This is a genomic window from Duganella guangzhouensis, assembly GCF_009674535.1.
Lineage (GTDB): Bacteria > Pseudomonadota > Gammaproteobacteria > Burkholderiales > Burkholderiaceae_D > Rugamonas > Rugamonas guangzhouensis.
On record NZ_WKJK01000018.1, the window covers coordinates 75,893 to 101,406 of the forward strand.

Genomic DNA, 25,514 nt, shown 5'->3' on the forward strand with positions numbered 1-25,514 from the left:
CGCTACGCCACCATGGACAGCATGGACTGTCGCGTCAGTTCGGCCCAGTCGGGACGGTTCAGGAAGTGCTGGGTCTGGCGCATCGAGTAATGCAGCAGTTCGGGTTGGAACAGCAACTCGTCGCAGCTTGCGGCCAGCTCATCGTATTCACGGAAGAAGATGCCGCTTTGCCGCCAGTCGACCAGCGTCGGCAGATTCGAGGTCTCGGACACGATGGGCATGCCCATCGCCAGCGGACGCAGGCAGCGCGCCAGTTCGAAGATCCCGCTGGCGTAGAAGTGCGCATTCAGGCACAGCCGGCTTTGCGCCACGGCGGCCGACAGGTGCTGGCCGTAATGCCCGGTCAGCGCCCGCACATCCCGTCCCTTGCTTACCAGGAAGTGGAGCAGTTTCAGGCGACGGTCGTTGTGCGTGCCCCAGAACGCCACGTCGGCGCGTTGATTGGTTTGCGTCCAGTCGACGGCAAAGTCGCCGGCGAAGGAGGGGGCCGGCAATAACGGGAATTCCTGGCACTGGGCGTCGGGAAACGTGCCTGCAGCGCATCGATATTGTGCTGGTTGTAGTCGAATACCCGGTATTCGGACAGGAACTGCAGATACTCGTCGGTCACCAGAGCGCTGTCGCTGCCCAGTTGCTCCATATTGAAAATGATGGAGTATTCAGGCTTGGCGAGCTGGCGCATTTGTTCCAGCGTCGGGCTGCCCCAGGTGCCGACGCCCCAGATGATATTCAGCGCATCGGGCGCGATCACATTGCACGACACCAGCACTTCAAAGCCGGCTTGCTGCAGGTGATAGCGGACCGAATAAACGGTGTCGTCAAAAACGCTGGGCTCGTTGGTGACGAAGCGTTTTAACAGAACGAGATTGATGATCGGTGTGTTCATGGTTGGTGCCAGATGCTGGACCGACCGGGCCGACGTTTGATCCGGTATTTTGCGGTTTCAAGCGCGTCTGCCTCATTGCGGACCTTGCCCGGAATAGAAATAATCTGCATAGGTGATTCAAAAAACGCTTTTTTAGCGGCAACTTAGATGTTATTTGGAAATAATATCATTAAATAAAACTAGTTGTCTCGGCAATCTTGCAAATTTCTCAGGACTCGGTGGATGGACGTCTGATGCAGATCAAGAGTGGGCGGAATGGTGCTGCTAATTTGGGAGCTCGGCAATGGAGGAGCACGATCATGCACGGCGCCAATGAAAACCACCGAGTTGAAGACTCGGCGAGAAATTCTTATGATGTACGTCTGGGCGCACTGGAGACGGAGGTGGCCGTGATACGCAACAGTTTTGCCACCAAGGACGACATTCAGGCACTGCGTGCAGAAATGCACGCCAGCCACGAGCGCATCCTGACCTTGCTGTACGACCTCAAGCTGGAATTGCAAACAGTCTCAGCCAAGCAACGCGAAGATTTTCAGCTCGCGCTGGCCAAACAACGCGAAGAGTTTTATGCCGCATTGGCCGCTCAGCGCGCAGAGTTTCATGCCGCATTGGCCGCTCAGCGCGATGATTGGCAGTCCGCTCTGGCCAAACAGCGCGAAGATTTTTACACTGCGCAGGCCAGGCAACGCGAGGATTTCCACACCGCGCTAGCGGATACCAAGATGGATTTGCATCGCGCGCTGATGGGGCATGTCTGGAAGGTGTACGGCTTTGCCTCTTTGTTGCTGGGCGCCGTGTACTATATCGCCCGCTATGTGCACTGATCATTCATAAGCCGGCAGCCGTTTCTGCTCTGACGGGTTAAAGCCGGCCTCGCGCAGTTGCTGTAGCGCGGCCTCGTTGGGCGCGCTTTGCAGCAGTTGACGCCGCTGCGCCTGGTAGGCGCCGATGCGGCGCTGCCAGTCGGCTTCCTCACGGTCGACCTCGGCCAGACGCGCGGCGGCCGATGGTGACAGGGCCGCAGCGCGCATGCGGTAAATTTCGTTGTCGTCGGTGCCTGCGGCGCGCGCTCTGGCGACGGCGTCTTCCAGCCGGATCACCGAAGTGGGCGCGTCACGGTCGGCGCGCGCGGCGGCCGGCAGCGCGGCGTCCAGGGCGCTGAGTTGCTGCTGGCGCCGCGCGTCGCTCAGCGCAGTGTTGGCGGCGATGTCGAGGCGGGCGATGGCGTCCAGATCGTAGGCATCGCTGGCGCTGAACAGCGCGGCGACCTCGGTGTCGCTGAAGTAGTTCTTGCGTAACCGCTGCATTGCCGTCAGCCGCTGGCGCGCGCGCTCGGCCGGCGTGGCGCCGGCCGGCAAGCCTTGCTCCAGCGTAGCCAGTGCGCCTTTGTAGGCCAGATAGGCATCCAGCAGCCGTCGTGCCTCGGCGGCGGCGCCAGCCGGCAAGCGCCGCTCCAGCTCGCGGACGATTTCGGCGCGGATCGCGGCCAGCGACTGTTCCCCCAGTCCGGCCAGATAGTAATCGAACAAATAGGCCAGTTCGGTGTTGACGACCAGCCGCTCGCTGGCGTCGGCGCGGGCGCCGCCGTCCGGCTGCGTGCCCAGCATGGATGGCACGAAAGCGAAGTAATCGGGCGCGGCAGCGGTAGCAGCAGGAGCGGCCGTGGCCGGTTGTTGCGCCGGCCACAGCAGCACGCCGCCGGCCACAGCGGCCGCCAGCACCGCCAGCGCATAGAGCCGCGCCCGTGGCATCACAGCCCCAGCCCCTGCAGTCGGTTAGCCTGCTGCCGATACAACGTCACTGGATTGGTTTCGAACAGATTGGTGATGCCGATCAGCTGATTCACTTCATCCAGATGGTTGAGCGCGTAATCGTCGCGGATCACCTTGCCCAGGTGGCTGGAACAGCTGCTGACCAAGCCGTCGTTCTTGGCGCCATTGAACGCCAGCGCGGTCAGCGCCAGCACCGGATCGCCGGCGTCCAGCGCATTGGTGTACGGCTGGGCGCCGCTCCACGAGAAGTAGTACACGCCGTTGACCTGCGACGCGCCTTCGCCGCAGGCCGTGGTCGGCACACCTTCCGGATGGCGCGTATTGAAGGCGGCGGTGCCGGCGGTACTGAGCGAAGTGGCCGCCGCGCGCGCATTCTGCGGCAAGGTCGGGCTGCCGGACAGGAAACTGATCAGCCCGGCGACGGCATTGGCCACGCTATACGTCACATCCGGCACCGCGCCGATCAGCACGTCCGCCACGCGCGAACCCTGGTTGACGCCACCCACGCTGGTGACCGACGCCACCAGATCCGGCCGCACCGAGGCGACATAGCGCGAGGTCGGTGCGCCGTGGCTATGGCCGATCAGGTTGACCTTGGTGGCGCCGGTGGCGGCGAGGATCTGCTTGACCTGCAACAGCAACTGCTCGCCGCGCACTTCGGTGCTGTTGGCGGCCGAGACCGACGTCACATACACCTGCGCGCCGCCGCTACGCAACGCCGGCGCGATGCCGTAGAAATAGTCGACCGGGCCGACATTGTCGAAGCCGAACAGGCCGTGCACCAGCACGATCGGGTATTTGGTCTGGGTGTAGCCGGCGGCGCTGGCGGGCAGGACTAGCAGCAGGCTCAGGCACAGGGTCAGGAAAAACGTCAAACTGGTCGGCAAGCGATGGCGCATGGTGGTCTCCGGGTTGTCGTTATGGGGCCGCTACACGGCCCGGTCGAACCACTGTAGCATCCGGATTCGTGCTTTGCAGCCCGTCCGCACGGCCTGACGGGCCAATTTGCATGTCTGATGAGCACACGCAATCCGCTGCGCTATAATCCAAAAAAATAACTAGAAGGGACCAACATTGCAGGCGCAATTCGACTTCCACCAATTTCAGGGGATGACGCCGTTGGACGGCGCCAATATCTGGGCCTATTTGCTCGACCGTTATGCCGACCGGATCACGGTCAAGCGCCGCAAGCCGGCGCTGGAGAACCTGGAACGCATCTTTAACGCCACCTTCAAGCTGGCCAACGAGGTCGGCTTCCGGGCCATGAATCTGCGCGACTTGTGCGGCGAGACCGGGTTATCGATGGGCGGCTTGTACGGCTACATCAGCAGCAAGGACCAACTGGCCGAGATGATCGAGGATGTGGTGCGCCACGCCACGCACGAGGTGCCGAAGATGTTCAGCACCGTGGCCGATCCGCTGGACAGGCTGGAGGCGCTGATCCGCGCCTCGATCTATGTGTCCGAGATCCTGCAGCCGTGGTTTTATTTTGTGTTCATGGATTCGCGCGTGCTGCAGGCCGAGCAGCGCAGCACGGCCAAGGAGTCGGAGCTGCACGTGCAGTCGCTGTTCGCCGGCGTGATCGCGCAGGTGCCGCAGCTGCCTCACAGCCCGGACCTGCTTGCTTCCCACATCCTGGCCAGCTTCCAGGACTGGTACGTCAAGCGCTGGAAGTACCGCGCCGCCGATATCGGGCCGGATCGTTTTGCTGACAGCGTGGTGAGGATGGCGCGCGGCTATCTGGCGCCATCCGCTGCGCCGGCCGAGGCCGACGCTAACGCCGAGTAATCAGCGTCCCGGGCCGGTTGGCACCGGCTTGATGTTTTCCGCATTCGGCGTGGCCGCCGGCACGGGGGCACCAGCCGCTGGCGCGCCCGGCGCGGCGGCACCGGCACCGGCACCAGCACCAGCACCAGCACCAGCCGTCCCTGGCGGCTGCGGCGCGATGTTCTCGGCGCCGCCCGCATCCTCATCCATATCCAGCGTATGACGGCCGGTGTCGCCGGTGAACTCGTCGTACTGCCATTCACCATCCACCTGGGTCAGGCCGGCCGGCAGCGGACGCTCCTGCGGCGGACGACTCTGCATCGCCACTTTCATGTAATCGATCCAGATCGGCAGCGCGGCGGTGGCGCCGAATTCCTTGCCGCCCAGCGAACGCGAATCGTCAAAGCCCATCCACGACACCGCCACGATGCCGCCGCCGTAGCCGGCGAACCAGCCATCGACCGCGTCGCTGGAAGTACCGGTCTTGCCGGCCAGGTCAGGGCGGCCAAGACGGGCCACCGCGCCGCCGGTACCGGTGCGTGTCACTTCGCGCAGCATCGAGTCGGTGACGTAGGCGTTGCGCGGATCGATCACGCGCGCCTCGTCCGGCAGCGTGGTGCGTGGCTTGGCTTCGTCGATCACCTTGCCGTCGCCGTCAACGATTTTGGCGATCAGGTAGGGCTCGACCGAATAGCCGCCGTTGGCAAACACCGAGTAGGCGCCGGCCAGCTGCGCCGGCGTGACCGAGCCGGTGCCCAGCGCCATGGTCAGATTCTTCGGATGTTTGGCCAGGTCGAAGCCGAACTTGCCGAGATAGCTGTGCGCGTACGGCACGGTGATGGCGCGCAGAATGCGCACCGACGCCACGTTCTTCGATTCCGACAGCGCGCGGCGCATGGTGATCGGGCCATCGAACTTGCCGTCGTCATTCTTTGGCGACCAGGCTTCGTTGCCGGTTTCGGCGCCGGTCAGGTTGAGCGGCACGTCGTTGATGATGGTGGCCGGCGAGAAGCCGCGTTCCAGCGCCGCCGAATATACGAACGGCTTGATCGAGGAACCCGGCTGGCGCCATGCCTGTGTGACGTGGTTGAACTTCTGCAGGTTGTAATCGAAACCGCCGACCATGGCGTGGTAGGCACCGCTGACGGAATCGATCGACACGAAGGCGGCCGATACCTGCGGCACCTGGGTGATGCTCCAGCCACCTTTGTCGCCCTGGGCGATGCGGACCACGGCGCCGGGACGCAGACGCAGCGTGTCCTTGGCTTTTTCGCTGAGTGCCGGAGCGGCCAGCTTCAGGCCATCGCCGCTGATGGTGATTTCCTCGCCGGCCGGGTTCTGCACCTTGACCGCTTTCGGACCGGCTTCCAGCACCACGGCCGGAATCAGGCCGTCGCTGGAAGGGCGCTTCTGCAGCGCGTCTTCGATGGCGTCGTCGCGTTCCTCTTCGCCGGCCGGCAGTTCGATCACCGCTTCCGGACCACGGTAACCGTGGCGCTGGTCGTAGTTCAGCACATTGCGGCGCATCGATTCGTAGGCCGCTTTCTGGTCCGCCTTCAGAATGGTGGTGTAGACGCTGATGCCGCGCGTGTACGATTCTTCCTTGAACTGCGCATACACCTGCTGGCGCGCCAGCTCGGCCACGTATTCGGCGTGAACGTCGAAGTCCTGGCCCTTGCGCGCGAAGTGCAGGGTTTCATGCACGGCCTTCTGATACTGCTCTTCGCTGATCACGTTCTGGTCGCGCATCATGCGCAGCACGATGTGCTGGCGCTGTTTGGCGCGCTTGGGGTTGGCGATCGGATTGTGACGGGCCGGATTCTGCGGCAGGCCGGCCAGCATCGCCATCTCCGCCACGTCCAGCTGCTTCAGCGGTTTGCCGAAGTAGGTCTGGGAGGCGCTGCCGAAGCCGAACGAGCGCTGGCCCAGGTAGATCTGGTTCATATACAGCTCCAGGATCTGTTCCTTGTTCAGCGCCGCCTCGATTTTCAGGGCCAGCATCACTTCCTGCAGCTTGCGGCCGATGACTTTTTCGCGCGACAGGTAGAAGTTGCGCGCCACCTGCATGGTGATGGTGGAACCGCCCTGGCGGAACGAGCCGCCCAGGTTGGAGCGCACCGCGCCCAGCGCGCGCACCCAGTCGATGCCGTTATGCTCGTAGAAGCGCTTGTCCTCGATCGCCAGCAGCGCCTTTTTCATCATCTCCGGCATGTCCTTGATGGCGATGAAGTCGCGGTGCTCCTCGCCGAATTCGCCGATCAGGGCGTTGTCGGCGGTGTAGACGCGCAGCGGGATCTTGGGCCGGTAGTCGGTAATCGCTTCCAGCGACGGCAGATTCGGCGCCACGTACAGCAGCAGGTAGGCGAGCAGCAGGCCGCCGCCCACCAGGGCGGCCAGACCAGCGAGGATAGCGGCACGGATCATATTGCGTCGGTTCAGCCAGCGGCCAGAAAGGGTGGTGGTTGTCAAAACAGCATCTCTCGGTGACAGAAGTATGCGCGATTATAGAACATGCCTATTGTTACTTCGCGTTACTTGTCGTAACGTACAGGTGTACAGTTCTTTAGGGCCAACATGGCGGAACCTCAGCACATACTCGATTGTGATGTCCTGGTGATTGGCGGCGGCATCAACGGCGCCGGCATCGCCCGCGACGCGGCCGGGCGCGGGCTGTCGGTCGTCCTGTGCGAAAAGGACGATCTGGCGGCCCATACCTCGTCCGCTTCGACCAAGCTGATCCACGGCGGCTTGCGCTATCTGGAGTATTACGAATTCAACCTGGTGCGCAAGGCGCTGATCGAGCGCGAGGTGCTGCTGCGGGCCGCGCCGCACATCATGCGGCCGTTGCGCTTCGTGATGCCGCACGCGCCGGGCCAGCGGCCGGCGCTGCTGATCCGCGCCGGGCTGTTTTTGTACGATATGCTGGCGCGCCGCGAGCTGCTGCCGGGTTCCAAAGGCATCAACCTGCGCAGTCATGCGGCCGGGCGGCCGCTCAAATCCCAGTTCACGCGCGGCTTCATGTATTCCGACGGCTGGGTCGACGATGCCCGGCTGGTGGTGCTGAACGCCATCGACGCCTGCGAGAAGGGCGCCACCATTCTGACCCAGGCCCGCTGCAACCGGCTGGAGCGCAAAACGGCGGACTGGGAAGCTTCGCTGTACAAACCTGGCTGCGGCGAGATCCGCGTCCATGCGCGCTATGTGGTGAACGCGGCCGGGCCGTGGACCGCCGAACTGCTGCACGCGGCACTGCCGCGCGAGGGCGGCGGCCAGCTGCGGCTGATCAAGGGCAGTCACATCGTGGTGCCGAAGTTGTTCGAGCATGAGCATGCCTATATCTTCCAGCACCGCGACGGCCGCATTGTGTTTGCGATTCCGTACGAGCGCGAGTTCACGCTGATCGGTACCACCGACCTCGATTATCACGGCGACGCCAACCAGGTCGACATCAGCGAGGACGAAATCGCCTACCTGTGCCAGCTGGCCAGCGAATACTTCGCCCAGCCGATCACGCCGGCCGACGTGGTGTGGACCTATTCCGGCGTGCGCCCGCTGGTGGAAGATGGCGCCGACGCCAAGGCGGTGACGCGCGATTACCGGCTGGAGGTGGACGATCACGGCCCGCCGCTGCTGAGCGTTTTCGGCGGCAAGATCACCACTTACCGCAAGCTGGCCGAAGAAGCGGTCGACCATATCGCGCGGGCGCTGGATAACCGTCATGGCGGCTGGACCCACAACGCCTGCCTGCCGGGTGGCGATCTGTTTGGCGCCGACCCACAGAACCGCTCAGTGCTGGAGTACGACAAATGGACTCGCGCTCAGCAAAGCCGCTACGGCTGGTTGCCGACCGCGCTGCTGGCGCGCTACTGCCGCGCCTACGGCACCCGCATCCACACCTTGCTGTGCGACCGCACCAGCCTGGACGAGATGGGCGACGAAATCGCGCCAGGCCTGTACGCGGCCGAAGTGGAATACCTGCGCCGTTACGAATGGGCGCGCAGCGCGCAGGACATCCTGTGGCGCCGCACCAAGCTTGGCCTGCACCTGCCGCCCGCCGCCGCCGACACCCTGACCGCCTGGCTGCACGACCATCCTTTGGCGCGCTAATCCCGCACTGGCTATCTTGCCTTCCAGGGCGCCAGTGGATGCAGCGATCCGGGGCGTGTGTGGCCTTCCGCGTCATTGATCCATTCGCGTGCCAGGCCGTTATCGCAATAGCCGCGTATCAGCCGGTTGCCGGCGGCATCTCGCGGCTCGACAATCCGCAACTCCTGCACACACTGGGCGATATAGTCGCCTTGAGGTTTATCCAGCACAGCCCTACGCTCCGTTTTAACTTCCTGGAATGTGTTAGCCTTGATCGCTTGCGCCGAAAATCCCCAGACGGAATCAGGGTCGCAAATGGAATCCATCCAGTACACATTATTCTGGCCAAAATACAGTCTGGGCGCACCCGAGATGATGTCGTTGCTCGACATCGCCATCTGGTAGGCCATGGCGTAGTGCTCCCATAACGCGAGTTCGACCGCTTCGCGATTGACCTTGCCGCCGAGCAGTGCGCGCGTGGCAGCCGACAGTTCCGGGGAAAACGCGTCCTCGGGGCCGAGATCGTCCAGCAAGTGACTCGGCTGGCGTTTCTGACGCGCGACGATGGCAATGCGCAGCCGGTCCACCGGTGACGCCAGCTTGCCGCTGCCATCAAACAGCAGATCCAGCGGATGGCCGCTACGCACGGCCGCCTGCATCTTCGCATCCAGTTGCACCCGCCGCAGCACCCCGTTTGTCCCGCTATAGAGTGCCATCCCCAGCGCGGTTGCGTGTATGGCCTGGCGCGACAGCTCTTGCTGCTCCTTGAACTGACATCCCAGTTGGGCCGACGGCTCCAGATAAGCGGCGGTCATCCGCAGCGGGATCACCGGCCAGGCCCAATAATTCCCGACATGCGAACCGCCCAGGGCCATGGTCGGCACCAATAGCTGTTGCAGTCCTGCCGGCGTGCTGACAAACATGTGCGTTGCATGGTCGGCGGCGTAGCGGATGTCCATCGAGCTGAAGCCAAGCTCGGCAGGATGGGTATGAAAGTCTCCAACGATCTGGGATTGCCACTGCCGTTGCGTGGTGCACGCTGTGCCGCTACAGGTGGCGGGGCCGGCAACCGTTAAGGCTTGGAACAGGCGTGTAGCATCAACGCGGAAGTCGGCGCTTGAGTAGCTGCCGGTTTGCTCCAGCAACTCGCTATTGAGCATCGGCACGCCGTCTGCGCCAGCGATGACGATGCCCTGAAGTTCTCGTCCCTCACCAGTTTGCCGGCTAATCAAGCCACGCATCTGTGCTTGCATCGGTGCCGGCAAAGTAATCTCAGTGGGCAGGGCATTCGGGGCGAGCGCCAATTTGCCCGCACTTGAGGTGCGCCGGAATAGCTCAGCCAACGGCAATTTGTCGGGCATCGGCGGGGCGGTGTAAGGCCCCAGTGCCGACGTCAGCCACGCAACAGTGCCGGCTGGCCGCTCGGCTGGCACCAAGGCGCCGGGGTTGGTGTAGGCCCGCAAATAGCTATGCTTATCCAGCAGCACCAATGCGTTCTCTGTGGTCAGTGAGTGTCGCAGCAATTGACTGGCCAGCGCCGCCGGGACCTTTGCCACCCATACCGAATAGCCGCGGCCGAGCAGGCTGCGCGCCAGCGCGGCATCGCTGGCGGCATAGTCGCGCAGCAGCACGTGTTTGGAAAATTGGTAGGACAGTACCGGCGATTCGCGTTGCAGCTGGTCGAGGGTGTGGTCCAGCAGAACATCTGCCTGGCTGGCTTTTAACTTGGGGAGATTTTCGGTCAGCAGCATCATGGCATTGCTGCCAAACAGGCTCCAGCCGATAGGCCAGGCATCGACGCTGACGCCGCCGTCACTGCTCAGGCGCAGGCGCGAGATCTCCAGGCCGGCGTTGAGAAATGGCCGTGGTGAGACACGCACAAAGTTTCGCTCAAACCATTCGACGCCGGTTTTGTCGTCCGTGCCCTCCAGCGGTGCGGCGGCAACGTCGGCCGACAGCAGCCCGGGCGGCACCGGCGTACCGGCGCTGACGCAGGCCCAACTGCGGGCGTCGGCCGGGTTTTCCAGCACCGCGATGGCGGCAGGTTTTTGCGCCAGACAAATCTCCGGCACCACCACCACCTTGTAGGCGCCATACTGATTCACACACTTCCACGCGTAGGGATCGCTATGATGGGCCAGCACGGGAAACGAATCGGGCAAGGTCTCCGCATTCTTGCAGTGTTCAGCGAGGTCGACTTGGCGTAGTCCATTTGGCGACTTTGCTGGCGCTCTGGCGAAGCTGCTGATCGCCGCTGGCGATACGGTCATCGCCACGATGCGGCTCTTGCGCATGGCGCTGGCCAGCGCCTCTGCGCGTGCCTTATCCGCTGCGGACAAGTCTTGCTGTGCGCGCAGCGTGAGGACGCGCAGGAAGTCGGGCTTGCCGATTTCGGCGCCCATCACCTGCAAGGCATGCCCCAGCGCGGGATCGGTCGGCACGCCGCCGCCATAGGTAAACAGTTTGCCCAATTCCACCCAGCTTTGGGCATGACCGGCATTCGCGGCGCGCGACCAGAAATCTATCGCACGTACGATGTCCTGTCCGAGCGGTCCGCCGGTGGCATAGGATTGCGCCACCAGATAGGCCGAGTTGGCGTCGCCACGGATGGCCAGTTGCATATGCCATCTCAGTCCCAGCTGGGGATCGGGCGGCAGCTCTGGCAAGGCGATCTGCGACTTGGTGTAAATCTCCGCCAGCGCCCTCTGGGCCAGGAGATCCCCCTGGTCGGCGGCCTGGTTGAGCAACAGCAGCGCGGCCGGAACATTGCGCGGGCCTGCCATGCCATACACTTCGAAGAAGCCGGTCCGGCCAGCGGCGGCAACGTGGCCCTTTTTTGCACCCAGCCGATAGTAGGACAAGGCTTCCCGCATATTGCGGCTGTCGCCAGGTGCGTTTTCGAACGAGGAACCAAGTTCATACTCGCAGCGGCCATCCTGATAGCTGAGCAGGCACTTTTGATAGGTGCTGAAAAATCGGTTCCGCGCCAGCATGAAAGCGGGCGGTGGCGCTTCGTCCTGGGCGCTGGCGGCGCTGATGAACGGCAGGCCGGTGATTGTTGCGCTGTGTATCCATGGGCAGCGATGGTCGGTGTGGATGGCGTGGCTGTCGCATCCCTCCATATCCGATACCAACGCCGCTACCGCCCACGCGATGCCGAGCAGCCATGCGCTACGGGGTATCCAGCGCAGCCGGCGCGCGATCAGCCACGCCAGCAGCCAGCACACCGCGCCCGAGATCAACACCACCAATGCCATCGCGGCAAGATAGCGGGCAGGAATGGTGCCGTCGAACATATGCCAGGCCTGGCGCGATGCGTAAGTCAGCCGCAGCGAGAACAGGGCCAGCAATGCAGCCGCGAAGGGCAGCAGCCAGAATCGGCCGGTCCGCATCAACCACGCGGCGGACAGCAGGAATACAGCGACACCGAACCAGGTGACTGAGGAAACGAGGTGGAGAGGAAGCAGCATGCGAGTGCCGGCTCAGGGCTCGGACCATGCTTCCAGGTTAACCCGGCGGCGCTCCGACGCCGCCAGCTGCGATGTCGTCGTGGTGCTGGGGTCGTCTTTGCTTGCGACAATCAGCTGCTCGCTGGTCAGGCCCAACATTGTCAGGTGGGCACGCACGCTTTGAGCACGGGCTTGTGCGACTTTCTCTCGTGCCCGCAGGCTGCCGCTGGGGTCGGAATGTCCCGAGATCTTGATGCGCAGCTTGTCGGTTGCGGGGAGGGCGGCGTAATACGCTTGCAGCTGCGACTGCGCAGCGTCGGACAGCGTGGAGGAGTTGTGGTCGAAGTAGACCACCAGCGTGGTGTTGGCGGTGGTCGTTCCTGCCTGGGTGTCGGCAGCCGGCGCTGCGGCGGTATCGGTGTTGGCCAATTCCCCCATCACACCGCGCAGCATGGTGCCCTCGGTGCTTTTAACCACTTGGCCGTTGCCGTCGACGACAGCCAGCGCGCCCGGTCCTTGCGCAAACTCGCGTTCGCACGAGCCTTCCCAGCGCAGCGACTGTTTATCTTCCAGCGGCGCGGTCAGCTGGACCAGGCAGCCGGTCGGCGTGCCATACAGGTAGAGGCGTTTTTCGGCCGCCTCGGTGGCGCCGCTCAAACAGACGAGTAATACAGCCAGCGTTGGAAGTGTTGCTTTCATCGTACCGCCCCTTGGGAGAATGAACGTTGGGTATTACGATGATAATGTTGCCATAGAAATTAATTGTTTGTCTAGTATTGGTCTCACGGAGGTGGTCGCAAATTGCGACCACCTCGCCAATCTTAGATTTTCTAAGACGCTTCCGTTTGCATTTACCGAGCATGGTGCTATTCAAGCGGCGAATGTACTGGCATCGCCGCAAGCCATACAAATGGGTGTCTACGTTGTCCGGTCTTTTATTCGGTTGCGAGAGATGTTTGTAGCGGACACATTGTTGGCAGCCCGGCTCAGCGAGTTGGAGGCACAGTTGGCGGCCATGGCGCAGCGCCAGGACGATCACGAGGGCAGGACGGCGCAGCAGTTTCAGCAGATCTTTGACACGTTGCGTAGCCTGATGGCGCCGCCGCCTCCGCAGGGGCGCAAGCGGCCCATTGGGTTTGTGGTGCAGGACAAATAAAAACGGCGCCCTCAGGCGCCGTTGTCGTGATTACTTCACACCGTGCATCAATTTCTGGATCAACGGGGCGATCACGAACAGGATCACGCCGCCGGCGATCAGCGACCAGAAGCCGAAGGTGTAGCCCTGCAGCGCCGACGGCACCGACATGCCGCCTTCACCCGACACCGCCGAGGCAAAGATGCCCGACAGGTTGTTGCCGATACCGGTCGACAGGAACCAGCCGCCCATGCCCAGACCCACCAGACGGGTCGGCGCCAGCTTGGTCACCATCGACAGGCCGATCGGCGACAGGCACAGCTCGCCGATCGATTGCAGCACGTAGACCATGAACAGGGTCCAGAACGGGATCTTGTTATTGGCGTCCACCAGCGACGACAGCGCGAACATCAGCAGCAGGAAGGCGGTGCCGTTGAAGATCAGGCCGATACCGAATTTACGCGGAATCGACGGATTGGCGCGGCCCATGGCCACCCAGATAAACGCGATCAGCGGCGCAAACGCGATGATGGCCAGCGAGTTCACGGTCTGGAACCAGGCGACCGGGAAATTCCAGTTGAACATGTCGCGGTCAACGATTTTCTCGGCCAGGAAGGTGAACGAGCTGCCGGCCTGCTCAAAGAAGCACCAGAACATGATGTTGAAGAAGAAGATCACCAGCATGGCGATCACCTTGTCGCGCGCCACTTTGCCGTTTTTGATACCTTCGATCAGCAGCATCACCGACAGCAGGATGAACAGCGCCGACAGCACCAGTTGCAGGCTCTTGGCGCCCGCCGCCAGCAGCAGATACACCACCGGAATCACGCACACCGAACCCAGCACCACGTACAGCAGGCGCTTCGGATCGGCGGTTTGCGCATCCGGCGCGCCGATGCCTTTCAGGCCGCGGCGGCCGATGTAGAACCACACCAGGCTGACCAGCATGCCGACGCCAGCCGACATGAACACCACTTTATAGGCGGGCATGCCGCCGTTGCCGAACACCGAAGACGCCAGCCATTCGGTCAGCACCGGCGCGACCATGGCGCCGGAGTTAATGCCCATGTAAAAGATCGTAAAGCCGGAATCGCGGCGCGTATCGGCGGTCGAATACAGCTTGCCGACCATGGTCGAGATATTCGGCTTGAACATGCCGTTACCGACGATGATGGTGGCCAGGCCGAACTTGAAGATGGTCTCGTTAGGGAGCGCAATCATGAACAGGCCGGCCGCCATGAACGCGGCGCCGACCAGAATAGAGCGCTGGTAGCCCAGCACGCGGTCGGCCACATAGCCACCGAACAGCGCTGCCGCATACACCAGCGCCAGATAGGAACCGTACACCAGATTGGCCGCCGATTCGCCGGACGCTTCGCCGTTGTAGAACTGGGCCACCACGTAGAGCACCAGTGCCCAGCGTATGCCGTAGAACGCGAAGCGTTCCCAGAACTCGGTCATGAACAACATCCACAGCGGGGCCGGGTGACCCATGATCTGCTTAAACTCCGGAATGGCGACTTCCGTCTGGGTGGTAGCACCGCTCATGCGGCTCCTCCTAATCGTTATGGTCTAAAAGGACGGACCGCCCTTGTGGGGCGGCCAAATTGGGCGCCATTGTAATCTACAAATCCGGTGGCGATGCACTTTTTGATGACCTCTCTGCAAACATGTGTCATTTGTGTTAATCATTCTTCAGCCCCACAAATGCCTGAGTTGTCGTATATTGGTGGCGCAGGACTCTTAGATATGAATAAGGATTTACGCATCATGGAATATGACGTTGTCGATACCCTGATTTCTCCTGAAGGTCAACTGGAGATACTGTCCAAGGCTGAAGTGAACAAACTGCTCGATACCAGCCAGGGCGGCCTGTATAACGTCTTCCGCAAGTGCGCCCTGGCGGTGCTGAATTGCGGCAGCACGATCGACGATGGAAAGGAATTGCTGGAACGGTATCAATCGTTTGACATCAGCATTGTTCAGCGCGAGCGCGGCATCAAGCTGGATATCAAGGGCGCCCCGGCGATCGCTTTCGTCGACGGCAAAATGATTAAAGGTATCCACGAGCACCTGTTCTCGGTGCTGCGCGATATTGTCTTTGTCAGCAATGAAGTCACCGATAACCCGAAATTTGATCTGAGCCGCACCGACGGCATTACCGACGCCGTGTTCCACATCCTGCGCAACGCGGGCGTGCTGAAGCCGATGCTGAATCCGAACCTGGTGGTGTGCTGGGGCGGTCACTCGATCAACCGCGCGGAATATAACTACTCGAAGGAAGTCGGCTACGCCATGGGGCTGCGCGACCTGGATATCTGCACCGGTTGCGGTCCGGGCGCGATGAAGGGCCCGATGAAGGGCGCCACCATCGGTCACGCCAAGCAGCGCTTGCATCGCGGCCGTTATCTGGGCATCACCGAACCGGGCATCATCGCCGCCGAATCGCCTAACCCGATCGTCAATGAACTGGTCATCATGCCGGACATCGAAAAGCGTCTGGAAGCGTTTGTGCGCACCGGCCATGGCATCGTGGTGTTCCCGGGCGGCGCCGGAACAGCCGAGGAAATCCTCTATATTCTTGGCATCCTGCTGCATCCGGATAATGCCGATGTGCCGTTCCCGCTGGTGTTCACCGGCCCGGAAACGTCGCGCGACTACTTCGTGCAGATCAACCAGTTCATTCACGACACGCTGGGACCGGAGGCGCAAGAGCGCTACAAGATCATCATCGACGATCCGGAAGCGGTGGCGCGCGAGATGCAGGCCGGGATCAAGCAGGTGCGCGAGTACCGCAAGGCCCGCAGCGATGCCTATTACTATAACTGGGGTCTGAAGATCGACAGCGAGTTCCAGCGTCCGTTCCCGCCGACGCACGAGAACATGCGCAATCTGAGTCTGCACAAGAACCAGCCGGTGCACCTGCTGGCGGCCAATCTGCGTCGCGCCTTCTCCGGCGTGGTGGCAGGTAATGTGAAGGAAGAGGGCATTCGCGCCATCGAGAAGCATGGCCACTTTGAAATCCATGGCGACAAGGAGATCATGGGGCCGATGGACGCGCTACTGGCATCCTTCGTCGCGCAATCGCGCATGAAACTGGCCGGCAAGCCGTACACCCCTTGCTACCGCGTGATTCAATAAGCGACACGGCACGCGTGGCGATTGCCGCCACACGTGCCGTAGTCGCTGCGCTGCTGTTATTGCTGTTCTGGTTGTGCGGCCCGGCGTGGGCGCTCGCGCCTGCGTCCGCGCTGGACGTCAACGCCATGCCATCCGGCGCCCAATCGCTGACCGCTTACGCCACCGTGCTTGAAGATCCCGCCGGCGCGCTCGATCTTGACGGCGCCCGTGCGCGCGCCGCCGACTTCCGCAGCACCGGCCAGGCCGACGAAGCCTTCAGCTTCGGCTATACCCGCTCTACCTACTGGCTGCGGGTGGAGCTGTACAATCCTGGCGAACAGGCGCTGGCGCGCATGTTCGAAATCAGCAATGCGCGGCTGAGCGACATCCGCTTTTACTACCGCGATCACGAACACCATACCGGCAGTGCGCGGCCCTACGCCTCGCGGCCGTACCCAAATCGCTATTACGTCTTCCCGATCGAACTGGCGCCGCATGAGCGGCAGGTGATCTATGTGCGCGTCTGGTCCGAAGGCGCCAAGCTGATTCCGATGACGTTGTGGGACCCGCTGGCCTACGCCGCCTACGAGCGGCACGACTATCTGGTGCAGGGCGCCTACTTCGGCGCGGCGCTGGCCATGTTGGCGTTTAATCTGGTGCTGTTCCTGAACCTGCGCGACCGCCTGTATCTGCAATACGTCGGCTTCGTATTCTTCGCCGTGATGGCGCTGTCCGGGCAAAACGGCCTGGCGCATGAATGGCTGTGGCCCGGCGTGGGCGGCAGCTGGCCGAACGTGGCCGCATCGTTGGGATTCTCGCTATCCGCCGGCATGCTGACCGCCTTCATGCGACGCATGATCGGCACGCGCAAGCTGGTGCCGCGCCTGGACTGGGTATTGCGGATGCTGCTGGTGTTCTTCTTCGTCTCGCCGTTGGCAACACTGTTCTTCTATGTGCAAACGGCCGGCAAGATCACCACCATTTGGGCGATTGCCTCACCGCTGATCATGCTGATCGGCGTGGTATGCGTATTCAAGCGGCACCGCAGCGCCTACTATTTCACGGCCGCTTTCGTACTGCTCTTCATCGGCAACTCATCCAGTTCGCTGGCGGCGCTGGGCTGGTTGCCGCATAACCCCATCACCAACTACGGCAGCCAGATCGGCTCCGCGATCGAAATGATGGTACTGGCGTTTGCGCTGGCCGACCGCCTGCACGTGATGCGGCGCGAAAAAGCCACCGCACAGCGCGACGCGCTGGCCGCGCAGGCCAGCCTGATCGTCGGCCTGCAGCAGTCCGAACGCCTGCTGGAAGGCCGGGTCGAACAACGCACCCGCGAACTGCAGGCAGCCAATGAACATCTGGCCGCGCTCAGCATGACCGACGGCCTGACCGGCATCGCCAACCGCCGCCGCTTCGACGAAGTGCTGGCGGCCGAATGGGCGAGGGCGGCGCGGCAGCAGCGGCCACTGGCGATCGGCCTGCTGGACATCGACTACTTCAAGCAATACAACGACCACTATGGCCACCAGCAGGGCGACGATTGCCTGCGCCGCGTGGCGGCCGCCTTCAAGACGCAACTGCAGCGCGGCGGCGACCTGGTGGCGCGTTACGGCGGCGAAGAATTCGCCTTCATCGCGCCGGCGGTGGATGCCGAACAAGCGCTGGCGATCGCCGATAGCGTGTGCCGCGCGCTGGAAGCGCTGGAACTGCCGCACGCGGTCGCCCCCAACGGCACGCTCACCGTCAGCATCGGCGTCGCCGCCTGGATGCCGAAAGCCGGCGAATCACCCGCCGACCTGCTGCAAGCCGCCGACCAGGCGCTCTACCGCGCCAAACAACTGGGCCGCAACCGCGTCGAAGTCCATTAAAAAAAAGCCGCTCATCGAGCGGCTTTCAGTGTGGCTTACTCTTCGCGGCGCAAGTGCGGGAACAGCAGCACGTCGCGGATGTTAGGCGAGTCGGTGATGATCATCATCAGACGGTCGATGCCGATGCCGCAACCGCCGGCTGGCGGCATGCCGTATTCCAGCGCGCGGATGTAGTCGGCGTCGTAGTACATGGCTTCTTCATCGCCGGCATCCTTGGCGGCCACCTGGGCCAGGAAGCGGGCCGACTGGTCTTCGGCGTCGTTCAGCTCCGAGAAGCCGTTGGCGATTTCGCGGCCGACCATGAACAGTTCGAAGCGCTCGGTGATGCCTTCGCGGGTGTCCGAGGCACGTGCCAGCGGCGACACTTCGACCGGGTAGTCGATGATGTAGGTCGGTTCCCACAGCTGCGCTTCGGCGGTTTCTTCGAACAGCGCCAGTTGCAGCGCGCCCAGGCCGGCGGTGGCGAATGGCTTGACGCCGAACTTCAGCAGTTCTTTCTTGATGAATTCCGCATCGTTCAGCTGTTCGTTGGTGTACGAAGGCGCGTACTTGTTGATCGCTTCGACGATGGTCAGGCGGTGGAATGGCTTGGACAGATCCAGCTCACGGCCGCCGTAGGTCAGCGTAGCGGTGCCGTGGGCATCGATCGCGGCCTGGCGGATCACGGCTTCGGTGAAGTCCATCAGCCACTTGTAATCGGTGTAGGCAGCGTAGAACTCCATCATAGTGAATTCAGGGTTGTGACGGATCGACACGCCTTCGTTACGGAAGTTGCGGTTGATCTCGAATACGCGGTCAAAGCCGCCCACCACCAGACGCTTCAGGTACAGCTCAGGGGCGATACGCAGGAACATCTGCATGTCCAGCGCGTTGTGGTGGGTGATGAAAGGCTTGGCCGCCGCGCCACCTGGAATGGTGTGCAGCATCGGCGTTTCGACTTCCATGAAGTCGTTCTTTTCCATGAAGCGGCGGATCGACGAGATCGCGGCGGTACGCGCCTTGAAGGTGCGGCGCGTGTCTTCGTTCATGATCAGATCGACGTAACGCTGACGGTACTTGGTCTCCTGGTCGGCCAGGCCGTGGAACTTGTCCGGCAGCGGGCGCAGCGACTTGGTGATCAGGCGCAGCTCGGTGACCTTGATGGTCAGCTCGTCGGTTTTGGTCTTGAACAGGGTACCAACCACGCCCAGGATATCGCCCAGGTCATAGTGGTGCAGCGCGGCCATGGCGGCTTCGCCGGTCAGATCCAGCGTGGCGTAGATCTGGATGCGGCCATCGGCTTTCTGGCCGGAGGCATCTTGCAGCGTGGCGAAAGCGGCTTTCTTGCCGGCTTCGCGCTTCAGCATCATGCGGCCTGCCAGTTTAACGGTGACCGGTGCAGCTTCCAGTTCTTCGCGGGTCTTCTCGCCGTACTGTGCGTGCAGGTCGGCCGCCTTGTGTTCAGGCTTGAAGTCGTTCGGGAAGGCGACGCCTTGTTCGCGGATGGCGGCCAGTTTGGCGCGGCGCTCGGCGATGATTTTATTTTCGTCCGGGGCGGCTGCTTGGTCTTGAAGATCCGTAGTCATGGTCTTTACTTTTGTTGAGGTGATGATTAATTGGTGGCGGAGGCGAACAACTCGTCCACATCCAGCTCGCTGAAATCGCGCACGACCGCGATCACATTGTCGAATTCCGCAAACGCTTCGGCCGGCAGGGTGGTGGTCAGCACCACCGCGCGCATGCCGGCGCGGCGCGCCGCTTCCACGCCCAGCGGCGCGTCTTCGAACACGATGCTGTTGACGGGCAGCGTGCCGGCGCGCTCGGCGGCCAGCAGGAATACGTCCGGATTCGGCTTGCCGCGCGCCACGTCGGCGGCGCCGGCGATGGCGTTGAATTCCTTGCGCAGGTCCAGGCCATCCAGCGTGAAATCGATGTTCTCCGTCGGCGCGGCGGTGGCCACGGCCAGCTTGATGCCGTTTGCCTTGGCGCGGGTGATGAAGTCGACGAAACCGGTGGTCGGCGCCAGGTGCGGCGCGTACATTTCGCGGTACAACGCTTCCTTCTCGAAGTCCAGCGCGGCGCTTTCTTCCTTGGTCAGCGATTTGCCGAAGTAGGTGCTCATGATTTCATGGCCCTGACGGCCGGCCGTGTTGCGGAAGAAGTCATCCGCATCGATCACGTGACCACGGCGCTGAAAAAACTCCAGCCACGATTTCACGTGGAAGGACATATTGTCGACAATGGTACCGTCCATGTCGAAGATGAATGCACGCTGGGTCATGAATTAAACGCCTTGTTTGAGCGATGCCGAGATGAAGTCGTCCAGGTCGCCGTCCAGCACGCCCTTGGTATTGCCGGTCTCGAAGTTGGTGCGCAAGTCCTTGATGCGCGACTGGTCCAGCACATAGGAACGGATTTGGTGGCCCCAGCCGACGTCGGTCTTGGAGTCTTCCAGTTTCTGCTGCTCGCTCATGCGCTTGCGCAGTTCCAGTTCGTACAGCTTCGCCTTCAGCATTTCCATCGCCTCGGCCTTGTTGCGGTGCTGCGAACGGTCGTTCTGGCACTGTACGACGATGCCGGATGGGCCGTGGGTCAGACGCACCGCGGAGTCGGTTTTGTTAATGTGCTGACCACCGGCGCCGGACGCGCGGTAGGTGTCGATACGCAGGTCGGCAGGATTGATCTCGATGTCGATCGAGTCATCCACTTCCGGATAGACGAACAGCGACACGAACGACGTGTGGCGGCCGCCGGCCGAGTCGAACGGCGATTTGCGCACCAGACGGTGCACGCCAGTCTCGGTGCGCAGGAAGCCGTAGGCGTATTCGCCTTCCACTTTCAGCGTAGCGGTCTTGATGCCGGCCACCTCGCCGTCGGACTGCTCCATGATCTCAACCTTGAAGCCCTTGCGTTCGGAATAGCGCAGGTATTGGCGCAGCAGCATCGAGGCCCAGTCCTGAGCCTCGGTACCGCCGGCGCCGGCCTGGATGTCGACGAAGCAGTTGTTCGGGTCCATCGGGTTGCTGAACATGCGGCGGAATTCCATGCCTTCGATGACCTTGCGGACTTCTTCAGCGTCGACGATCAGCGCTTCCAGCGTGTCGTCATCGCCTTCTTCCTTGGCCATGTCGATCAGATCGCCCATGTCCTTCAGGTCGGCGTCGGCCTTGGTCAGCGCGAAGACGATCGCTTCCAGCGATTTTTTCTCTTTGCCCAGATCCTGGGCTTTTTTCGGGTCGTTCCAGACGGCCGGATCTTCCAGCTCGCCGTTTACTTGTTCGAGTTTCTCCGACTTCTTATCGAAGTCAAAGATACCTCCGAAGTTCGGCTTCGCGCGTGGTCAGATCGGCGAGCAGGGAGGTGAGGGCGTTAATGCGTTCGGCTTCCATGTTTTCTTCTTTTCTCAGGCTGAAATCAAACCTTGGATTATACCGTAAGCGGCTACGCTCTCCCAGCGCCGCCCCGCGATCCGTGCGCCAAAACCGAAATGCTGTCATTTATGCCACAAAGCGGATAGAATACCGCAGCCTATAACTTCATGATGCCCTTGATGCGCCTCCGCCGCCACGCCGCTTATCTCGTCCTGCCCACGCTGTTGATGGGCTGCGCCGACCTGCGCGCCGGCAGCGCCACGCCATCCGGCGCCGAGGCCACGCTGGCGCTGCTGGAGACCACCGACCTGCACGCCAACGTGCTGAGTTATGACTATTACAAGCTGAAGGCCGATCCGGCCATCGGCCTGGAACGCACCGCCACCTTGATCCGGCAGGCGCGCGCCGAGTATCCGAATAATCTGCTGATCGATAACGGCGATGCCTTGCAGGGCACCGCGCTGGCCGATTATCAGGCGCTGGTAAAGCCGGTGGCCTGCGGCGACACGCTGGCCATCTACAAAGCGCTGAACCAGTTGGGCGTGGACGGCGCCGGCATCGGCAACCACGAATTCAACTACGGGCTGGCCTACCTGAATCAGGTGACCGGCAGCCATTTCGATGTCGACGGCGTGGCAGCCGACGCACCGCGCTGCGCCGGCCCGGCGTTCCCCATCGTGCTGGCGAATATTTATAGTGTCCGCACGCGCCAGCCGCTGTTCGCCCCATACCGCATCCTGACGCGCGAGATCAGCGCCACCGGGCCGGATGGCAAGCCGCTCAAGTCCAGCATCAAGATCGGCATCATCGGTTTTACGCCACCGGGCGTGCTGTCGTGGGACAAACACTGGCTGGCCGGGAAGGTCTACGCCGAGGGTGTGCGCGAGACCGCGCAAAAATACATCCCGCGGATGCGCGCCGAGGGCGCCGACCTGATCGTCGCCATCTCGCACGGTGGCATCGACGGCGCGTCATACACGCCGGAGATGGAAAACGCCAATTACTATCTGGCGCAGGTGCCGGGTGTCGACGCCATGTTGATCGGGCACGAACACCTGCCATTCCCGGACGCCGCCAGCAAGCACGCCGGTTTCAACCTGCCGGGCGTGGACAAGAACAAGGGCACGGTCTATGGCGTGCCGGCGGTGATGGCCAACCTGTGGGGCAAGCACCTGGGCGTGATCGGCCTGCACCTGAAGTATGACGGCCAGCGCTGGCTGGTGGACCGCAGCCGCACCACGGTGGAAGCGCGCAGCACCAAACAGCCCGACGGCAGCTATGTCGCCGCTGATCCGGCCATCGCGCCGCTGGTCGCGGCCGAACACGAAGCCACCATCCGCTACGTCCAGACGCCGGTCGGCACCAGCGATTTCCGCATGAGCAGCTACTTTGCGGACGTGGGCGACATCAGCGCGATCGAACTGGTGAACCAGGCGCAGACCGCGTACGTGCAGGATTATGTGCGCGCCAACCTGCCGCAGTACGCCGCGCTACCGGTGCTGTCGATGGCGTCGCCGTTCAAGACCGGCGCCGCCGGCGTGGCCGATTACACCGACGTCAAGCCCGGCGCCGTGGCGCTCAACAACGCGGCCGATCTGTATTTGTACCCGAACGCGTTGCACGCGGTGAAACTGGATGGCGCCGGCCTCAAAGCCTGGCTGGAGAAAGCCGCCGGACGCTTCAACCGGATCGATCCCGCCAGTACGGCGGCGCAGGAACTGGTCAACACCAATTTCGCCGGCTTCAACTTCGACATGCTGACCAACGCCGACATCAGCTACCAGATCGACGTGACCCAGTCAGAGGGGCGGCGCATTGTCGACCTGCGCTACAAAGGCGCGCCGCTGGCGCCGACGCAGGAATTCCTGATCGCCACCAATAACTACCGCGCCAGCGGCGGTGGCGGCTTCCCTGGGCTGGATGGCAGCAAAACCGTCATCGCCGCGCCGGACTCCAGCCGCGATGTGCTGATCGCCTACATCCAGAAAGCCAGACAGCTGACCCGTACCCGCAATGGCAGCACCCGCAGCTGGCGTTTCGCCCCGGTCGTGCTGCGCGGTCCGGTGGTTTTCCACAGCGCTCCTGGCCTGCTGGATTTGGCGCGCGAAGCCGGCCTGTCCAACGTCAGCGAGCTGAAAGCCGACGACGGCGGTGGCAAAGGCTTTGCCCTGTACGCTGTGGACCTGAGCAAATGAAGCACCGCCTCCTGCTCTCCATCGCCGTCAGCCTCGCGCTGGCCGGTGTCGCGTCGGCCGGGCCGGTGGAAGAAGGGCGCTTATGCCTGCGTGGCTCCGAGCGCACGCCGGCCGATCTGCCGCGCGCTTTCCAGCTGTTCCGTGGCGCCGCCGAAAAAGGCGACCCGCAAGCGGCTTACTATCTGGGCATGATGTACAAGAACGGCATGGCCGTCGCCCGCGACTACAAGACCGCAGCCCAATGGTTGCAGTTCTCCGCCAAGCGCGGCACGCCCGCCGCCATGTACGCGCTGGCTCAGCTACTGCTGGCTGGCGAAGGCATCGCGCGCGATGAGCAAAGCGCCCGCCGCTGGATCGAAAAAGCCGCCGATCTCGAATACCCGGAAGCCGTGATGGCGATGGCGATTGGCCTGCGCGACGGCTCCATGGGCTTTGAGCGCAACGAGGCGCTGGCCGAAACCCAGATGCGTTTCGCCAACCGCGCCCTCAAGCATGCGGGCCGGGGCATGTAGCCCTTGCTGCGTTGCCGCACATCTATCTGTTGCTGCTGTCGTTCTACTAACCTACAATGGGTTCCCGATGGGGCGACTTTCCAGCGTACGACTACGAAAAAAAGCGTTGTATAACAGGAGATGACAGATGAATTTCAAGTTGAAATTGCTGGTGGCGGGTCTGGCTTTGGGTTTCGCGGCGTCCTCTCAGGCCGCAGACCCCATCAAGATCGGCGTATCCGGTCCCTTCACCGGCGGCTCGGCGCCGATGGGTGTGTCGATGCGCGACGGCGTCAAGCTGGCTGTGGCCGAGATCAACGCCAAAGGCGGCCTGCTGGGCCGTCAGATCCAGCTGATCGAACGCGACGACGAAGCCAAGAATGAACGCGGCGTGCAGATCGCCCAGGAACTGATCAACAAAGAGAAGGTCGTCGCCACTGTTGGCTATATCAATACCGGCGTGGCGCTGGCCTCGCAGCGCTTCTACCAGGACGCCAAGATCCCGGTAATGAACAACGTGGCCACCGGCTCCATCATCACCAAACAGTTTGCCGACCAGCCGGAGAACTACATCTTCCGCACCTCGGCCAGCGACCAGATTCAGTCGCAGATGATCATCAAGGAAGCGATCGACAACCGTAAATTCAAAAAAGTCGCCATCCTGGCCGACTCCACCAACTACGGCCAGCTGGGTCGCGAAGACCTGGAAAAAGTACTCAAGTCGCGCAACCTGACAGCGGTCGCGGTCGAGAAGTACAACATCAAGGACGTCGACATGACCGCCCAGCTGCTGAAGGCCAAGCAGGCCGGCGCCGACGTAGTGCTCACCTACGGCATCGGCCCCGAGCTGGCGCAGATCGCCAACGGCATGGAGAAACTGGGCTGGAAAGTGCCGATGATCGGCAGCTGGCCGCTGTCGATGGCCAACTTCATCGACAACGCCGGCAAGAATGGCAACGGCACCCGCATGCCGCAAACCTTCATCCAGGACCCCAATACGCCGAAGCGCAAAGCCTTCATCGACGCCTACGTCAAAGCCTACAACCCGCCGCAGGGGCGCATGCCGTCGGCGGTGTCCGCCGCGCAGGGCTATGACTCGATCTACCTGCTGGCCGCCGCCATCAAGCAGGCCGGCAGCACCGACGGCCCGAAAGTGAAGGCGGCGCTGGAAAACCTCAACGAAAAAGTCGAGGGTGTGGTCACCACCTACACCAAGCCATACAGCAAAGACGATCACGAAGCCATCACCGCCGACATCACCGTGTTCGGTGAAGTCAAGGACGGCAAGGTCGTACACGCCGCCAAGTAAGGCCCGCGCCTGGTGCCGCGCCGCAGTGGCCAGACTTGTGCGAACAAGGCTGGCCATTTTTCTATCGTCCGCAGGGGAAGAAC

20 protein-coding genes are annotated in these 25,514 nt (G+C 62.5%); 9 read left to right on the forward strand and 11 right to left on the reverse strand.

The window, feature by feature from the left end; all coding sequences use genetic code 11:
* Window positions 1-2: 2 nt before the first annotated feature.
* Both GJ699_RS26975 and GJ699_RS26980 read right to left on the reverse strand, forming a co-directional pair.
* Window positions 3-428, reverse strand: a complete 426-nt coding sequence (locus tag GJ699_RS26975) for a hypothetical protein (protein ID WP_195763660.1) — start codon at window positions 426-428, stop codon at window positions 3-5.
* Window positions 392-886, reverse strand: coding sequence for a hypothetical protein (locus tag GJ699_RS26980; protein WP_154382245.1), 495 nt, complete (start codon window positions 884-886; stop codon window positions 392-394). The genes GJ699_RS26975 and GJ699_RS26980 overlap by 37 nt, the downstream gene beginning before the upstream one ends.
* A 299-nt stretch (window positions 887-1,185) precedes the next feature.
* On the opposite strand from GJ699_RS26980, the gene GJ699_RS26985 reads away from it, so the two are divergent.
* The gene (locus GJ699_RS26985; RefSeq protein ID WP_154382247.1) at window positions 1,186-1,710 is read left to right on the forward strand and encodes a hypothetical protein; all 525 of its coding nucleotides are present in this window, start codon (window positions 1,186-1,188) and stop codon (window positions 1,708-1,710) included.
* Here GJ699_RS26985 and GJ699_RS26990 read toward each other — a convergent pair whose 3' ends face one another.
* Together GJ699_RS26990 and GJ699_RS26995 are read right to left on the reverse strand one after the other, a co-directional pair.
* The gene (locus tag GJ699_RS26990; protein ID WP_154382249.1) at window positions 1,711-2,637 is read right to left on the reverse strand and encodes a lipase secretion chaperone; all 927 of its coding nucleotides are present in this window, start codon (window positions 2,635-2,637) and stop codon (window positions 1,711-1,713) included. It lies immediately after the preceding gene.
* Window positions 2,637-3,557 (reverse strand): lipase family alpha/beta hydrolase, encoded by a 921-nt coding sequence (locus GJ699_RS26995; protein ID WP_154382251.1) that lies wholly within the window; start codon window positions 3,555-3,557, stop codon window positions 2,637-2,639. The genes GJ699_RS26990 and GJ699_RS26995 overlap by 1 nt, the downstream gene beginning before the upstream one ends.
* Window positions 3,558-3,732: 175 nt before the next feature.
* On the opposite strand from GJ699_RS26995, the gene GJ699_RS27000 reads away from it, so the two are divergent.
* Window positions 3,733-4,446, forward strand: a complete 714-nt coding sequence (locus GJ699_RS27000) for a TetR/AcrR family transcriptional regulator (RefSeq protein WP_229262314.1) — start codon at window positions 3,733-3,735, stop codon at window positions 4,444-4,446.
* Here GJ699_RS27000 and GJ699_RS27005 read toward each other — a convergent pair whose 3' ends face one another.
* A complete protein-coding gene (locus tag GJ699_RS27005; RefSeq protein ID WP_154382372.1) occupies window positions 4,447-6,849 on the reverse strand; it encodes a penicillin-binding protein 1A in 2,403 nt (800 codons plus the stop codon).
* A 150-nt stretch (window positions 6,850-6,999) separates the two neighbouring features.
* Here GJ699_RS27005 and glpD point away from each other — a divergent pair, with 150 nt between their 5' ends.
* Window positions 7,000-8,532: a glycerol-3-phosphate dehydrogenase gene (glpD, locus tag GJ699_RS27010; protein WP_154382253.1), complete on the forward strand. Its 1,533-nt coding sequence runs from the start codon at window positions 7,000-7,002 to the stop codon at window positions 8,530-8,532.
* 11 nt (window positions 8,533-8,543) lie between these two features.
* On the opposite strand, the gene GJ699_RS27015 is transcribed toward glpD, so the two are convergent.
* A complete protein-coding gene (locus tag GJ699_RS27015) occupies window positions 8,544-11,981 on the reverse strand; it encodes a tetratricopeptide repeat protein (RefSeq protein ID WP_154382255.1) in 3,438 nt (1,145 codons plus the stop codon).
* A gap of 12 nt (window positions 11,982-11,993) precedes the next feature.
* Window positions 11,994-12,659, reverse strand: a complete 666-nt coding sequence (locus GJ699_RS27020; protein WP_154382257.1) for an OmpA family protein — start codon at window positions 12,657-12,659, stop codon at window positions 11,994-11,996.
* Window positions 12,660-12,678: 19 nt separating this feature from the next.
* Here GJ699_RS27020 and GJ699_RS27025 point away from each other — a divergent pair, with 19 nt between their 5' ends.
* Window positions 12,679-13,116, forward strand: coding sequence for an ORF6N domain-containing protein (locus GJ699_RS27025; protein ID WP_229262315.1), 438 nt, complete (start codon window positions 12,679-12,681; stop codon window positions 13,114-13,116).
* Window positions 13,117-13,146: 30 nt separating this feature from the next.
* On the opposite strand, the gene GJ699_RS27030 is transcribed toward GJ699_RS27025, so the two are convergent.
* Window positions 13,147-14,643, reverse strand: a complete 1,497-nt coding sequence (locus GJ699_RS27030; RefSeq protein WP_154382259.1) for a peptide MFS transporter — start codon at window positions 14,641-14,643, stop codon at window positions 13,147-13,149.
* Between the two features lie 222 nt (window positions 14,644-14,865).
* Between GJ699_RS27030 and ppnN the strand changes: the two genes are divergently transcribed.
* Both ppnN and GJ699_RS27040 read left to right on the forward strand, forming a co-directional pair.
* Window positions 14,866-16,236 (forward strand): nucleotide 5'-monophosphate nucleosidase PpnN, encoded by a 1,371-nt coding sequence (gene ppnN, locus GJ699_RS27035; protein WP_154382376.1) that lies wholly within the window; start codon window positions 14,866-14,868, stop codon window positions 16,234-16,236.
* A gap of 14 nt (window positions 16,237-16,250) precedes the next feature.
* The gene (locus GJ699_RS27040) at window positions 16,251-18,086 is read left to right on the forward strand and encodes a diguanylate cyclase (protein WP_371867684.1); all 1,836 of its coding nucleotides are present in this window, start codon (window positions 16,251-16,253) and stop codon (window positions 18,084-18,086) included.
* Window positions 18,087-18,121: 35 nt separating this feature from the next.
* On the opposite strand, the gene lysS is transcribed toward GJ699_RS27040, so the two are convergent.
* The 3 genes from lysS to prfB form a co-directional block, all read right to left on the reverse strand.
* Window positions 18,122-19,651, reverse strand: coding sequence for a lysine--tRNA ligase (gene lysS, locus GJ699_RS27045; RefSeq protein WP_154382261.1), 1,530 nt, complete (start codon window positions 19,649-19,651; stop codon window positions 18,122-18,124).
* Window positions 19,652-19,677: 26 nt separating this feature from the next.
* Complete coding sequence (locus GJ699_RS27050) at window positions 19,678-20,346, reverse strand: HAD family hydrolase (RefSeq protein WP_154382263.1); 669 nt, start codon at window positions 20,344-20,346, stop codon at window positions 19,678-19,680.
* A gap of 3 nt (window positions 20,347-20,349) precedes the next feature.
* Window positions 20,350-21,454 (reverse strand): peptide chain release factor 2 gene (prfB, locus tag GJ699_RS27055; protein ID WP_154382265.1). Its coding sequence is split into 2 segments (ribosomal slippage): window positions 20,350-21,372 and window positions 21,374-21,454, totalling 1,104 coding nucleotides; the frame shifts between segments, so codons are not numbered across the junction.
* 161 nt (window positions 21,455-21,615) lie between these two features.
* On the opposite strand from prfB, the gene GJ699_RS27060 reads away from it, so the two are divergent.
* The 3 genes from GJ699_RS27060 (at window position 21,616) to GJ699_RS27070 (ending at window position 25,431) form a co-directional block, all read left to right on the forward strand.
* Entirely contained in the window at window positions 21,616-23,631 is a 2,016-nt protein-coding gene (locus tag GJ699_RS27060; protein WP_154382267.1) for a bifunctional 2',3'-cyclic-nucleotide 2'-phosphodiesterase/3'-nucleotidase, read from the forward strand.
* Window positions 23,628-24,143, forward strand: coding sequence for a tetratricopeptide repeat protein (locus GJ699_RS27065; RefSeq protein ID WP_154382269.1), 516 nt, complete (start codon window positions 23,628-23,630; stop codon window positions 24,141-24,143). The genes GJ699_RS27060 and GJ699_RS27065 overlap by 4 nt, the downstream gene beginning before the upstream one ends.
* Window positions 24,144-24,270: 127 nt before the next feature.
* Window positions 24,271-25,431 (forward strand): ABC transporter substrate-binding protein, encoded by a 1,161-nt coding sequence (locus GJ699_RS27070; RefSeq protein WP_154382271.1) that lies wholly within the window; start codon window positions 24,271-24,273, stop codon window positions 25,429-25,431.
* The last annotated feature ends 83 nt before the right edge of the window (window positions 25,432-25,514 follow it).